The 13,590-nt window shown below is 61.9% G+C and carries 12 protein-coding genes and 1 pseudogene; 7 read left to right on the top strand and 6 right to left on the bottom strand.

What is annotated here, in order from left to right; all coding sequences use genetic code 11:
• Positions 1-86: 86 nt before the first annotated feature.
• Positions 87-734, bottom strand: a complete 648-nt coding sequence (locus NCS00_RS30055) for a TetR/AcrR family transcriptional regulator (RefSeq protein WP_250441862.1) — start codon at positions 732-734, stop codon at positions 87-89.
• Between the two features lie 163 nt (positions 735-897).
• Between NCS00_RS30055 and NCS00_RS30060 the strand changes: the two genes are divergently transcribed.
• From NCS00_RS30060 to NCS00_RS30075, 4 genes and pseudogenes are all read left to right on the top strand, one after another.
• Positions 898-1,356: a hypothetical protein gene (locus NCS00_RS30060; protein WP_250441863.1), complete on the top strand. Its 459-nt coding sequence runs from the start codon at positions 898-900 to the stop codon at positions 1,354-1,356.
• A gap of 187 nt (positions 1,357-1,543) precedes the next feature.
• The gene (locus NCS00_RS30065; protein WP_250441864.1) at positions 1,544-1,957 is read left to right on the top strand and encodes a hypothetical protein; all 414 of its coding nucleotides are present in this window, start codon (positions 1,544-1,546) and stop codon (positions 1,955-1,957) included.
• Between the two features lie 53 nt (positions 1,958-2,010).
• A complete protein-coding gene (locus NCS00_RS30070) occupies positions 2,011-2,349 on the top strand; it encodes a hypothetical protein (RefSeq protein ID WP_250441865.1) in 339 nt (112 codons plus the stop codon).
• Positions 2,350-2,426: 77 nt separating this feature from the next.
• Positions 2,427-3,906, top strand: a pseudogene (locus NCS00_RS30075) (3'-5' exonuclease).
• A 4-nt stretch (positions 3,907-3,910) separates the two neighbouring features.
• Here the strand turns inward: NCS00_RS30075 and flhC are convergent.
• Positions 3,911-4,495: a flagellar transcriptional regulator FlhC gene (flhC, locus tag NCS00_RS30080; protein ID WP_250442080.1), complete on the bottom strand. Its 585-nt coding sequence runs from the start codon at positions 4,493-4,495 to the stop codon at positions 3,911-3,913.
• A 2-nt stretch (positions 4,496-4,497) separates the two neighbouring features.
• Positions 4,498-4,794, bottom strand: coding sequence for a flagellar transcriptional regulator FlhD (locus NCS00_RS30085; protein ID WP_250441866.1), 297 nt, complete (start codon positions 4,792-4,794; stop codon positions 4,498-4,500).
• Between the two features lie 443 nt (positions 4,795-5,237).
• Between NCS00_RS30085 and imuA the strand changes: the two genes are divergently transcribed.
• Genes imuA through NCS00_RS30100 form a run of 3 tightly spaced genes read left to right on the top strand, consistent with a single transcriptional unit; the run spans position 5,238 to position 10,488 of the window.
• Positions 5,238-5,945 (top strand): translesion DNA synthesis-associated protein ImuA, encoded by a 708-nt coding sequence (gene imuA / locus NCS00_RS30090; RefSeq protein ID WP_250441867.1) that lies wholly within the window; start codon positions 5,238-5,240, stop codon positions 5,943-5,945.
• Complete coding sequence (locus NCS00_RS30095) at positions 5,869-7,341, top strand: Y-family DNA polymerase (RefSeq protein ID WP_250441868.1); 1,473 nt, start codon at positions 5,869-5,871, stop codon at positions 7,339-7,341. The genes imuA and NCS00_RS30095 overlap by 77 nt, the downstream gene beginning before the upstream one ends.
• Positions 7,342-7,344: 3 nt before the next feature.
• A complete protein-coding gene (locus NCS00_RS30100; protein ID WP_250441869.1) occupies positions 7,345-10,488 on the top strand; it encodes an error-prone DNA polymerase in 3,144 nt (1,047 codons plus the stop codon).
• A 228-nt stretch (positions 10,489-10,716) separates the two neighbouring features.
• Here the strand turns inward: NCS00_RS30100 and NCS00_RS30105 are convergent, their stop codons facing one another.
• The 3 genes from NCS00_RS30105 to NCS00_RS30115 are packed head-to-tail and all read right to left on the bottom strand — an operon-like array spanning position 10,717 to position 13,567.
• Complete coding sequence (locus tag NCS00_RS30105; protein ID WP_250441870.1) at positions 10,717-11,073, bottom strand: BON domain-containing protein; 357 nt, start codon at positions 11,071-11,073, stop codon at positions 10,717-10,719.
• 56 nt (positions 11,074-11,129) lie between these two features.
• Positions 11,130-12,698 carry a bifunctional 3-(3-hydroxy-phenyl)propionate/3-hydroxycinnamic acid hydroxylase MhpA gene (gene mhpA, locus NCS00_RS30110; RefSeq protein ID WP_250441871.1) on the bottom strand — a complete coding sequence of 523 codons (1,569 nt, stop codon included), beginning with the start codon at positions 12,696-12,698 and terminating at the stop codon, positions 11,130-11,132.
• On the bottom strand, positions 12,695-13,567 hold the full coding sequence (locus NCS00_RS30115; RefSeq protein ID WP_217192804.1) for a fumarylacetoacetate hydrolase family protein: 873 nt from the start codon (positions 13,565-13,567) through the stop codon (positions 12,695-12,697). Before NCS00_RS30115 ends, mhpA begins: the two co-directional genes overlap by 4 nt.
• Positions 13,568-13,590 lie beyond the last annotated feature (23 nt).

A 13,590-nucleotide genomic window follows, 5' to 3' on the forward strand; every position in this document is an offset into this window, starting at 1 on the left:
CCCGACCGTCCGCTTCGAGGAATGCTGAACGTCTCATACGGGTCGGCAACGGCCGGCGCCGACTCGACACATCGGCGTTCGCGCGGCTACGTTGCGGAACGCAGATAGGCGTCCAGCATCTCCAAATGCATTTCGGAGATATTCTGCCGATCAGACCAGTGCGCATAATCGCGACCGGTGAACGCGTTGATAGTGAAGCGGTTTGAAGCGATGTAGTAGCCCATACCAACTAGCGTGACATAAAAGTCAAGCGGATCGATTCCGCTACGAAACTGTCCTGCATCGGCTCCGCGCGTAAGAATCGACCTGACGACTTCAACCACTGGCGAGATCGTCTCGCTGAGTTTTTCTGAAGACTTCAGGTACCGGCCCTGATGCAGGTTCTCGTTGTTGATCAGGCCGATCCATTCGGGGTTGTCCCATAGATGCGCCCAGATTGAGGTTGCGAGCGCTGCCATCGCCTCGCGAGGCTGCAGGCCGCTCAGGTGCAGCTCGCTCTCCTTCTGCGCGTAGTCGGCGTACATGGACTCCAATACGGCGACATAGAGCAGTTCCTTACTGCCGAAGTAGTAGTACAGCATTCGTTCGTTGGAGCCAGCGACTTCGGAGATTGCGTCGGTCCGCGCGCCGGCTAGTCCGAACTTAGCGAACTGGCTTTTTGCCGCTTCGAGAATGCGGCGACGAGTCCCCTCGGGATCACGCTTGACTACTAGCTTAGGCGGTTTGCTGTCCATTTTTTGTCGGTAAAGTTAGCGGCGGCATATGGCTGCTAGACATCATTATGAACGCCACATCACACCCTAGATCGGTTTGCCGCCTTGCCTTGACTTCGCTCGCCGCTCCGTAGGCTCGGTAGTGAGTCGTGACGATAGTGTCGCGGCAGCTAACGGAGGGAGCATGGCGTATCTAGGTCAATTCAGGGACATCGTCTACGCGAATGAGAAACGGGAGCCTCGCGTCGCGACTTACCGCTTGGTGCTTCGCGAAGAAAAGCCCACAGCGGCTGTTGTGGTCCACCTGCTTCGTAAGCACAACGCAGGAACCGTTCGCTTCGCGCGAGAGCAAGAACTCGACGTCGTCATCGGTCGCATTGTCGGCCAAGAGCTTCGGGGCATTCGCGTGGACCGCACGCGCGTCGTGGTGGAAACAGATCAGGGATTCACCGAGTACTCGCTCGATTTCAACGCGGCTGACCTGCCGAGCACTCGACCAGTTGGCGAACCATGGAAACCGGCGGTTGTCGCCGTTGAGTCGCGCGACATCGTCGGCGGCAGTTTGCCCATATTTGTGGACCTAGCAAGTGCCCGCCCCGTTGACGCTTGGCTGCTGAAGGTTCTGAAACAACGGTCCAAATAGGGACTTTTCGGTAAGCCCTTAAGAATTTCGCTGAGCTTTTTGTGGACGTCGATCCCGGTCGCCCTGCGGAGCCGTGGCTTATTGAAGCCCTGCGGGACTGATTAGATGCGCACAACTATTAGGCGGACCCTTAAGAACGGCTGATTTCATCCGCTAAATCAGATTTATTCCAGAACTTTCGACCGCCATGTCCTTCATGTCCTACGAACCGCCAGTCCTGTCGGATTTCATCGCCGCCGGTGACGAGATCAACCTCGCGCTGCTGGAGATCGATTCCAGAGAATTCGCCACTGCTGAGGACCGCAATCTCGCGCAACGAGCAGTGTTCACCGACGTGATGGAGAAGCGCGGCTTGCCGGATCGACGGCAAGCGGTGCTATGCCACGAGATTAGCGCCCTAGTCGCGAATCGGCCAATCATGACTAGCCTCTTCGACTTTGTTGAGCTGAAGGCGTTGTGCATGCTCCGGGTTGCGCCTTCGCTTGTCGACCGGTTCATCGCGGTAAAACGTGACAATCCAGAGTTCGGCCTAGGCGAGATCATGGCGGTGGCCGTAGAGGCGCGCGAGCACCACCAGTGGGGACACTATTGGCAGGAGTAAAGCAACGATATGCGGTCGGGGAGTGGGACTCGTTATGGGCCAGCGACCCGTACATGAAGCACCGGTTCGTGCTGGACCTCCAATCGCGCACCGTGATCGCCGGCGAGGACCGCATTCGCCGTCACTGGTGGTCGATGCGTCTTGAGCACGTCGCCTATATGCAGCAAATCCTCAACGAGACGTTCGATTTGATATGGGAAGAGCCAGAGGAGTTCGGCTTTGTTCGTCAGGCCGAGATTCCATCGTGGGCAACTAAAGCTTGGCCGTGGCCGCCATTGCCCGAGGCCGAAGAGGTCGAGAAGCTGCTGGACGGCCCGGACGTTCCGCTTGAGCGCGATGATTTGGGGCGTCTTGTCTTCCCGTTCCGCTTCGTCGCCGACGGACGCAAATAGTAGCCTCCAGCAAGCCCATCCGAGGCCTGTCGGACGAACTTGCGGCACACTGCTTCTTTTCGTTGGAAGGGCGTTCGGTGGCCAAGGCATACAAACCGACGGCGGAACAGGAAGCGGTCGTCGAAGCCGCGAGAAGCGGCGGTGATCTCAAAGTCAAAGCGTACGCGGGCGCAGGCAAGACCTCGACGCTGCGGCTCGTCGCTCAGCAGCTTACCGGCCAGCGCGGCAGCTACCTCGCATTCAACAAGGAAATCGCGGACTCGGCGCGGCGCGGCTTCCCGGCCAACGTCTCAGCGCGCACTGTCCATTCGCTCGCCTATGCAAGCGCTCCCGCGTGGCTGACCGCGCGCATCAATCTGCCGTCTGAGCCACCGCATGAACTCGCTGCCCGTTATGGCTTCGGGCCAATCGAAGTGCCGACCATCACGGGAAAGAATGCGGAGGTCGCGCCGTTCGAAATTGGCCGCATGATCGCCGACGGGCTCGGCCGGTTCTGTCGATCCGCCGACCATACGCCGCAGCCCTTCCATGTACCGGTCGACGAAAAGATCCGCGACGACGCGGCCGACTGGCTGCGCGAGCAGCTCGCACCGAGCGTTGGGCGGTTGTGGGCGGAAAGCATCAACCCCCGCGGTCTGAAGGCCATACAGCCGGACGTTTATCTGAAGGTGTGGGGACAGTCCAATCCGCGTATCAACGCCGACTTCATCTTGTTCGACGAAGCCCAGGATAGCGATGGGATCATGCTGTCCGTTCTTGCCCAGCAACGACACGCGCAGACGATCTACGTGGGCGACCCGTATCAGCAGATCTACGAGTGGCGCGGCGCGGTCAACGCGATGGCACAGATCAATGCGCCAGAGCGACCGCTGACCGAATCGTTTCGTTTCGGGCCGACCTTCGCAGGACTCGCGAGTTGTGTGCTCGCACTGCTTTGGGGAATCCACCCCGATCCGCGGCCAGCCGACCATCGGCTCGATCATGGTCGAAGATCCGTCGGTACAGCCGCCCGTGGACGCGGTGCTTTGCCGCAAGAACGCGACGGCAATCTGGCAGTTCGCGGCGGGCATTGAGATGGGGCACCGGCCAGCGCTTCGCATGAATCCGAGCGAGATCATTGCTTTTGCGGACGGCGCCGATCAGTTGCTCAACGGAAGGCGCACCTTCCGACCAATCGCCCTATCGCTATTCGAAAACTGGAAAGAAGCGCAGGCTTTCGCGCGCAGCGCGGTCGGACGCGACTTGCTGCCTGTCGTCGAGATCGTCGACGATCGCGGCACCGACTACTTGCGCGCGCTCGCTCAACGCCAAACGCCAGAAGGCCAAGCTGACTATGTCATCTCGACCATCCACCGGGCGAAGGGGCTGGAATGGAAGCGGGTGCGGATCGTCAACGACTTCCGCTTCAAGATGGTCGACGGTCGGCTGACCTTGGACGAGGACGAGATGCGGCTGCTGTATGTCGCGCTCACGCGCGCGCAACACGTGCTCGACATCTCGGATGTTCGCGACGAACTGCTTCGGCTCTTCAACGTGCCGAAGGCCGCTCGCGGATAAACGCTCAGGCCGCTTTTGCCTGCAAGGCGGCGTCTCGCTCGAGCGCGGCTTTCGCGGCCGCTTTCGTCTTGCCTGCTCGTGACGGCGGCTGGCAGATGCCACACACCATCGAATGCGACGGCTCTTGGGCGTGCGCGACGAACTTGCCGCGGCAACGTGTGCAGCCCGCAAGACGCAGAATGCCGGCGTCCTTGAAACGGATGAAGGTCCAGGCGCGCGTCAGGTCCATCTGCAACGGCTCGCCGATCATGTCGAAGTGCTCGGCATAGAGCGAGTAGGCGCGAGTCAGCAGATCCACGCGGTCCAAGCCTTTGCTGTTCGCTTCGAGAAAGGCGTAGACGTTTGCGAACATCGACGTATGGATGTTCGGCGCCCACGTCAGATACCAGTCCTCCGAGAACGGCAGCATGCCCTTGGGCGGCGATGCACCCTTCACTTCTCGATACAGACGAATGAGCCGCTCACGCGAAATCGTTGGGATTTCCGATTCCAGCACTTGCATACGTGCGCCGAGCTTGATCAGCGTGATGGCGCGCATGACTTGTGCAGCTTCCTCAGCGAGGCTCTTTGAAGGCGTAGTCGTGGTCATCATCAGGCCGCCAAAAGGACGTCGTTAGCGACGGGCGACGCCACAACGTCGTGGCTGCGACCGGCGAGGCCCGCGAGCATCGCATCCGTGCTCATGCGGAAGAAGCACAGCACTTGCGACGACGACGCGAGTTTCAGCGTCTGTTCCGGCGAAAGCTTCAGAAGCATGTCTGCCATATCCACCGAGAGACCCAAGTGCGACTGTGCCGCTTCCCGGTCCGATGCCAGAACGCGTTGCGCGAGCATGAGGTACGACATGTTCAATTCGCGGATAGCACTGAGATCGGAGGTGGTGTTCATAGCGGCAGACCAGAGAGTAATTTCGACTTGCTCGTCGCGCTGTCAATCAAGGCGCGAACGAATTGTCTGATTACAAAAGCCACTTTGCAACAAATAGTTACACAGGGTAAACGTTTGCGAGGGGAACTTAGCCTTTTCGCAATCGTTGGCGCGGAATGAGATTCTTCTCCCTCTACCGCTGTCCTCACGACGGAATATTCTTCGTTCTGAGGGTCTGTGCACCCTTTGCAGCACTGATCGCGCTTGCGCGAGCACAGTCGCCCTCATCGCGGGCGGAAACCGGCGTCGCCGAAACTAGGTAAATCATACTGATTCGGCAATTAAGACTGACGTTTTACTGCGACAAGCTTACTTGCGCTGAGAAAGTTGTTGCACTTCTCCGACATACCAAAACGCTGTCCTTCCGGTAGACTACTGTACAAACATACAGTACGGGGTTCGACATGGGAGCGTTAGCCCTCGAAGACATTCATCCAAGTTTATGGCGAGGTTCGCAACTGGCCTCTGCTCGCGTGAACGTCGTGCCGTGTGGATCTGAGACGCTTGCCGCGGAACTGCCGGGAGGTGGCTGGCCCAAGGGCGCGCTGACCGATCTGCTGGTGCAGCAGCCGGGCGTGGGTGAAATGCGATTGCTGCTGCCGGCGCTGAAGGCGGTCGCGTCACGGCGCATTGCTTTTCTGCAGCCGCCTCACCGCTTTCAACCCGAAGCGGCGGCTTACTGGGGTCTGCCTGAGACGTCGATCAACGTCGTGCGCGCTCAGAAGACCGCCGATGGGCGGTGGGCGGGTGAGCAGATTCTTCGCGCGGGGACGTTCGGCGCACTGATCTTCTGGCAAACGCATGTGCGACCTGAAGCGCTACGCCGCCTGCACCTTGCCGCGCAGACGAGCGAATCGCTGTTCTTCATGGTCCGACCGCTCGCTGCTGCGAGCGATACGTCGCCTGCCCCGCTTCGCATTGCTGTACGCCCTGCGCGCGACAGCGTTTCATTGGAGTTCGTGAAGCGCCGCGGCCCGGCGCGTGACGAGCCGCTTGTCGTTGGACTGACCCATTCGCCTATCCTGTTGAATCGCCATGCAAATGTGGATCGGCGTGTATCTGCCGCACCTCAGCCGAGAAGTCTTCCAGCCGAGCTGGTCGTCCACGAGTGAGACAACTTCCGGCTTGGTCGTGCTCGATCACGAGCGTGTCGTCGCGCTCGATCAGGCAGCGCACGACGCAGGCGTTCGCGTAGGCATGCGCAAAGGCGGCGTTCTCACGCTCGCGCCCGATGCGCGCATTCACGACAAAGACGAACTGAAGGAGCGGCAGGCGGTTGCCGATGTGGCGACCGCCCTCATGCAGTTCAGCCCGCAAGTGTCGATCGCTGAGGAGCAGACGGTTCTGGTCGACGTGTCGGCGAGCTTGCGCTTGTTCGGTGGCGTTCGCGCGCTCAGACGCGCGATCCGCGCCTCGCTCTCCGCCTTCGGCTTCACGGTGCGGATGAGCGTCGCGCCCACTGGCCAGAGTGCATGGCTCATGGCCCGCTATCGCGGCGGCCGCCGTCTCTCCATCCGCTCGCTGATGCGGCAATTGCCGCGCTTGCCCGCCTTGCTGGTGTTGGAAGCGCGACGCTATGCCGACTGGTTCGATGGTCTCGGATGCACGAGCGTCGCGGACCTGCGGCGCTTGCCGCGCGCCGGTCTTAAGAAGCGCTGCGGTACCGCGCTGCTGGATACGCTTGATCGCGCCGTGGGCGAAGCGCCTGAACTCTATGAGTGGGTACAGACGCCGCCGTCGTTCAATGCACGGATCGAGTTACCGGATCGCGTCGAGCATGCGGAAGCCGTGCTCTTCGTAGCTCGACGGCTCATCGTGCAATTGACCGGTTGGCTTGCGAGCAAACAACTGGCGCTCACGCGCTTCTCAATCGAACTCGAACACGAACGCGGGCGCGCGGCGTTGCCACCAACGACGATTGAGGTCGCGCTCGCGGAACCCACGTGGCATGAGGAACACCTGACGCGCTTGCTGAAAGAGCGGCTTGGGCGCGTCGAGCTAGCGGCCGCGGTCATCGCCGTGCGCCTCGAAGTCAATGAGGTCGAAGCCGCGGAGCCGCCGTCCGACACGCTATTCCCTGAGCCAGGCGGCAGCGCGGCCGACCATAACCGGTTGATGGAACTGCTCGTCGCGCGTCTTGGCCACGAGAACGTGTTGCGCGCGGCACCTGTGGCCGACCATCGACCCGAGATCGTATCGAACTGGGTGCCGGTCGCAAGCGACGTCAAAGGCTGTCCGCTGCCCGGCGATCAGCCGCGCCCTTCATGGCTGCTCGAAACGCCCATCCAGTTGATGACGCGCCAGCACCGGCCGTTCTACGGCAGTCCGTTGCGCACGGTATCGTCTGGTGAGCGGGTCGAAGCAGGATGGTGGGGCGGCGAGCTCGTCACGCGCGATTACTTTGTCGCAGAAGCCGACGACCACACCTGCTATTGGATCTACCGTGAGCGCGTCGGTAGTCGCGCCGAAGAAGATCCTCGATGGTTCCTGCACGGTCTGTTCGGGTGAGCGATGGACGTGTACACCTCCATGCTGCCCGGCTATGCCGAGTTGCAGTGCTTCTCCAACTTCACGTTCCTGCGCGGCGCCTCGCACTCGGAAGAACTGATTCTGCGCGCCGAGCAGCTTGGCTATCTCGCGATCGCAATCACCGACGAGTGTTCGCTCGCGGGCATCGTGCGCGCGCACGTCGCCGCGAAGGAGGCCAATATCCGGCTGATCGTCGGCGCGCACTTCCAGTTGACCAATGCCGACGGCACGCCCGCCCTCGCCTTCACGGCGCTGGCCATGAACCGCAACGGCTATGGGAATCTGTCGGAACTCATCACGCTCGCGCGCACGCGCACATCGAAGGGCACCTACCTACTGACGCCGAACGATCTGGCGCGGCCCGAAGCGCCGCACGAACATCTGAAGGGTCTGCCCGACTGCCTCGTCATCCTCTCGCCCGAATATCCGGCAAAGGAAGAGCGACTCGATGCGCAGATGGAATGGCTCGCCCGCACGTTCGAGGGCCGCTGCTGGGCGGCGCTGACGCTCCACGCCCGCGCGATGGACGACATTCATCGCGGCATAGTCGAGTACGTCGCCGACCAGCGCGCCGTTCCGGTCGTTGCCACCGGCGCTGTAACCATGCACGTACGTTCTCGCAAGCCGCTGCAGGATACGTTGACTGCCGTGCGCCTGAACCGGTCGATTGCCGAGTGCGGGTTCGAGTTAGCGCAGAACGCCGAGCAGCATTTGCGAGCACGGCTGCGGCTCGCGAATCTGTATCCGGAACGAGCGCTGGCCGAGACGTTGACGATCGCCAATCGCTGCACCTTCTCGTTGGACGAACTGCGGTACGAGTATCCCGACGAGCTAATCCCGGAAGGCACCACACCGACCGCCTACCTGCGACAGGAAACGTACATCGGCGCGCATCGCCGCTTTCCGAAGGGCATCCCGCACAAGGTTCAGACGCAGATCGAGCACGAACTCGCGCTCATCGCCGAGCTTCGGTACGAGCCGTACTTTCTGACGGTGTACGACCTTGTGCGCTTCGCGCGCAACGAGGGAATCCTTTGTCAGGGACGCGGATCAGCGGCGAACTCCGCGGTCTGCTACTGCCTGGGCGTAACGGAAGTCGATCCCGCTCGCAGCTCCATGCTGTTTGAACGCTTCATCTCGAAGGAGCGCGGCGAGCCGCCCGACATCGACGTGGACTTTGAGCACCAGCGCCGCGAAGAAGTCATCCAGTACATCTATCGCAAATACACGCGCACCCGCGCGGCATTAGCGGCCGCCGTGACGACATATCGGCCCAAGAGCGCGCTGCGGGACTCAGGCAAGGCGCTGGGCGTCGATCCGATCATCGTCGACAAGGTAGCGAAGTCGCATCACTGGTTCGATTCCAGTGCCGACCTGCTGAATCGTTTCGTTGAGTCAGGCCTCGACACGTCGACACCAATCATTCAGCAGTGGGCGAGCCTCGCGTCGCAATTGCTGAACTTCCCGCGCCATCTCTCGCAGCACACGGGCGGCTTTGTCATTGCGCGCGGCAAGCTCTCGCGGCTCGTGCCCATTGAAAACGCCGCGATGGTCGATCGCAGCGTGATTCAGTGGGACAAGGACGACCTCGAAGCGCTCGGCCTGCTCAAGATCGATGTGCTCGCGCTCGGCATGCTTTCAGCAATTCGACGCACGCTCGACCTGATCGCCAAGCAGCGCGGCGAGCCGTTTGAATTGCAGGACATTCCAGCAGAAGATCCCGCGACCTACGAAATGATTTGCCGCGCCGATACCGTCGGCGTGTTCCAAATCGAGTCCCGCGCGCAGATGAGCATGTTGCCGCGCCTGCAGCCGCGCCAGTTCTACGACCTCGTGATCGAGGTTGCGATCGTTCGTCCCGGACCGGTTCAGGGCGGCATGGTGCATCCGTACCTGCGCCGGCGGCAAGGACTGGAAGCGGTGTCGTTCCCCTCGCCCGAGATGGAGACCGCGCTGGCTCGCACGCTCGGCGTGCCGATCTTCCAGGAGCAGGTGATGCAGGTCGCGATGCTTGCCGCAGGCTTCAGCGCCGGCGAGGCCGACCAGCTTCGGCGCGCAATGGCCGCGTGGAAGCGCAAAGGCGGGCTACAGCATTACTACGACCGCATCGTGAACGGCATGCTCGATCGCGGCTACGACCGCGAGTTCGCTGAATCGATCTTCGCGCAGATCCAGGGCTTCGGCGAGTATGGCTTTCCGGAGAGCCACGCCGCGAGCTTCGCCCTGCTCGTCTATGCAAGCTGCTGGCTGAAGTGCCACGAACCGGCTGCGTTCCTGTGCGCGATGCTTAACAGTCAGCCGATGGGCTTCTACTCGCCTTCGCAACTGGTTCAGGATGCCAAGCGTCACAAGGTGCGGGTATTGCCGATCGACGTCACGGTCAGCAACTGGGATTCGTTCCTGGAAGGCGACGGCTCGATGGCGCCGGTGCGCCTCGGCATGTCGCTGATTCGGGGCATGCGGGACGAGTCCGCTGCTCGCATCGAGGCCGCGCGAGCCGTGCGTCCCTTCGAGTCGGTCAACGATCTTGCGAACCGAGGCCGCCTCGATCGCCGCGACCTGCAGCTACTAGCGGACGCGAACGCCCTTTCCTCGCTATCTGGCAACCGACGCGAGGCCCTCTGGCAGGCGGTAGCGGCGGTGCCCGACAAAGACCTGTTGCGCGCTACCACGCGCGAAGAAGAGTTGCCGATGCTCGCCGCGCCAAACGAGGCGCAGGAGATCGTCAGCGACTATCGTTCGACGGGCCTGACATTGAACCGGCACCCTCTCGCGTTGCTGCGTGAACGGCTCAGCGAAAAGAAGATATTCCCGGCGTCGAAGCTCGCCACTTATCCGAACGGTCGGCTTGCCAAGGCATGCGGGATCGTCACCGTGCGTCAGCGGCCGGGCACGGCGAATGGAGTCTTGTTTATCACGCTGGAGGATGAGACCGGCCAAATTAATGTGATCGTCTGGCCGTCTTTGGTGGAGAAGTTCCGGAGGGAAGCGCTCGGGGCTTCGCTGCTTGGCGTCTATGGCGTTTGGCAGAAGGAAGGCGAAGTAAAGCACCTTGTCGCGAATCGACTTGTCGACATGACCGAACTCCTTGGCAACTTGGCCACGTCGACCCGTAACTTCCATTGACGCACTGACGGGAACCGACCCCTTGCGGTCGGTCAGCGCATCGCTATTGTGACGTCTCGTGCGAGAAGTACACCGGTCATTCGCTGTTCGCCAAGCTAAAGAATCTGGCTGTGAGCGGAAGCGTTGAGACTTTCCTCTGTTGACTCGCGCTTTTGTCGGTTTTTCTCACCATGGGATCCCAATTGCACGACCGCGCTCATACCGACGCGCGGCCGCGAAATCTCGCCCTCAATTCTCTTCGGTCTGCACCGTCAACTTGTTCCTGACGTCGGTGACGCCGCTCACCCCTTTCGCAACCTCTGCCGCCTTCGATGCCTCGATCGCGGACGGCACCGATCCAGCCAGCGTCACCACGCCACTCTTCACGCGCACGCTGAGGGCTGCCATGTCGACGCCCCCCGCCTTCCTGATCGCGCGCCGGACGTCCTTCGCCAGTTGCCTGTCGGCGGGTCTCGCCTGCGCGCCCGATGCGGGAGCTTTGCCCGGCGCGTCGCTCGCCTGACCGGGACCTTGAGCCATCGCGAGTCCGGTGGATGCCATCACCATGCACGCGATACCGACTCTTGCTGCCGTGCGAACTTTCATGCTGCTCCTCCTGTGTCTCATCGTTGTGTGTATGGATTACGAGCGTTACGACGACGCTAGCGCAACGTGGCGCTCAGGTCGTCGAGTTGTCCTGCCAGAAGCGCCGCGTCACTGGAAACACCATAGACGTAGTGATCGGGCCGCACGATTGCAGCGCCGCACTGATGCTTTTCGAACCATCCCGCGAGCACGCCTTCAGTCTCCTGCACGACCTGCCCATCGAACCCAGCGTCGCGCGGATTCGGCTGCAAGCAGGACCAATGCACGCCTAGTTCCGCCGCTTTAGCGCGCGCGCCGTCGCTGACCAGCGATGGATCGGCGACCACGACGCGCCATCCGCAGCCGATGACTTCATCGAGCAACTTCACTGCAGCAGCGTCGCGCACGCGGGGCTGCGGAAACAGCGTGCCGTTGGCCGGATGCGCCGTGCCGCTCAGCATGCCGTCGCGCAATCCGGGAACGATCTCCTGCCGCGTGACCGTGCGGATCGTCCCGCCCGCCTCGTCGATCAGACGCTGATCGCGTGCGCGAGCCGCCGCAGTATCGCGTTCGCAGATGACACGGCCGAGCGCCTTGATGCGTGTCGTCAACTCGCGAACATGCGCCTTGCGTTCCGTCTCGTAGCTGTCGAGCAATGCATCCGATGCCGCGCCCCGCATGACGGCGTCCAGCTTCCAGATCAGATTGGTCACATCGCGGATACCCTGACACATGCCCTGACCGATGAACGGAGGCTGCTGATGGGCCGCATCGCCGGCGATGAAAACGCGCCCGTGCCGCCACGCTTTCGCGACCAGCGCATGGAAGCGATAGCTCGCCGCGCGCCACAACTCGCCGTCCTCGGGCGTCATCCATCGTTCGAGCAGCTTCCAGACCTGCGGCGCCTGCTGCATGTGCGCCGGATCTTCGTCTTCCTGCAACATGATTTCCCAGCGCCGATGCCCGCCCGGCCCGACGATATACGTGCACGGGCGGCTCGGCTCGCAATACTGGATGGCAGTCTTCGGCAGCTTCGCCAGGCCTCGCTCGTCGACCTTCACATCGACGACGAGCCACGGCTCATCGAATTCCAGATCTTCGTACGCGATGCCGAGCGACGCGCGCACCGTGCTCGACGCGCCATCGCAACCGATGAGATACCGGCACGTCACGCGCCGGATGCCGCCGTCCTCCGCTCGAAGTTCGACATGCACGCAGTCCCCTTCCTCGGAAAAGCCGGCGAACTCGGTTCCGAGCGCCACCTCGACGCTCGGATACGATGCCGCATGCTCGCGCAGCGCCGCTTCCACGGGAGGCTGGGTGAACACCATGGTCGGTGTGTAGCCGAGCGGATACGGCTGCGGCACGGTGTCGATACGCTTGATCAGACGGCCGTCCACACCGTAGAACTCCGAAGCAGGAAAGTCCGCGACATGCTCCATCACGCGATCCGCGACGCCCATTCCCTGAAACACGCGCATGATCTCGTGATCGACGGCGATCGCGCGCGGCTTGTCGTACACCTCTTTCGCACGATCGACGCACAGCGTTCTGACGCCCTTCTGCCCCAGCAATCCGGCCGCCACCGCGCCGGACGGACCGAAGCCGACGACGACCACATCGAATCGTTCATCGTTGGCTGTCATTGCGTCCGCGCCTCGTCTTGCACCACGTTTTCAAGCACGCCGATGCCATCGATCTCGACGGCGACCGTGTCTCCGTGCTTCAGCCACACAGGCGGATTGCGCGCCCAGCCGACGCCCGCGGGCGTGCCCATCACCACGACATCGCCGGCTTCGAGCGTCAGGCATTCGGTCAGCAACTCGATGGTCTCCGCCACGCTCCAGATCATGTCCGATGTATTGGCGCGCTGCATGACTTCGCCATTCAGCCGCAGCCGCAGATCCAGACCTTGCGCGCCGGGCGGAAGCTCGTCCGCGGTGACGAGCCACGGACCGAACGCGCCAGTGCCATCGAAATTCTTGCCGATGGTCCATTGGCTCGTGCGCTTCTGATAGTCGCGCACGGAGACATCGTTGAAGCAGGCATAACCGAACACATAGTCCAGCGCGTTGTCGCGCTTCACATGCCGCGCGCGCTTGCCGATCACCATGACCAGTTCCGCTTCGTAATCGAGCTTCTCGGACACTTGCGGACGAATCACCGGATCGCCATGCGCGATCAGCGAACTGGCTCCACGGAAGAAGATCAGCGGATATTCCGGCTTGAGATTGCCGCCTTCCTTCGCGTGGTCGTAGTAGTTATGCCCGAGGCAGACGATCTTGCCCGGCTCGGGAACGAGCGGCGCAAGTTCGAGCGACGCCATCGGCATGCGCTCGTGCTCGCTGTCGGCCAGCGCCTTGCGCGCGGCCGCCACGATATCGATGCCGGCGCGCAACGCCTCGCGCAGATCGGCGGGAATCGATGCATCCGCCTTCGCCAGATCGACGACCTGTTCCTGGTCCAGCACGCCGAGGCGATATCCCGCTTCGGTCTTGAATGTGATCAGCTTCAACTTGTGAGTCCTCGAAATGATTC

Origin of the sequence: Caballeronia sp. AZ1_KS37 (genome assembly GCF_023631165.1) — a bacterium.
GTDB classification, from domain to species: domain Bacteria; phylum Pseudomonadota; class Gammaproteobacteria; order Burkholderiales; family Burkholderiaceae; genus Caballeronia; species Caballeronia zhejiangensis.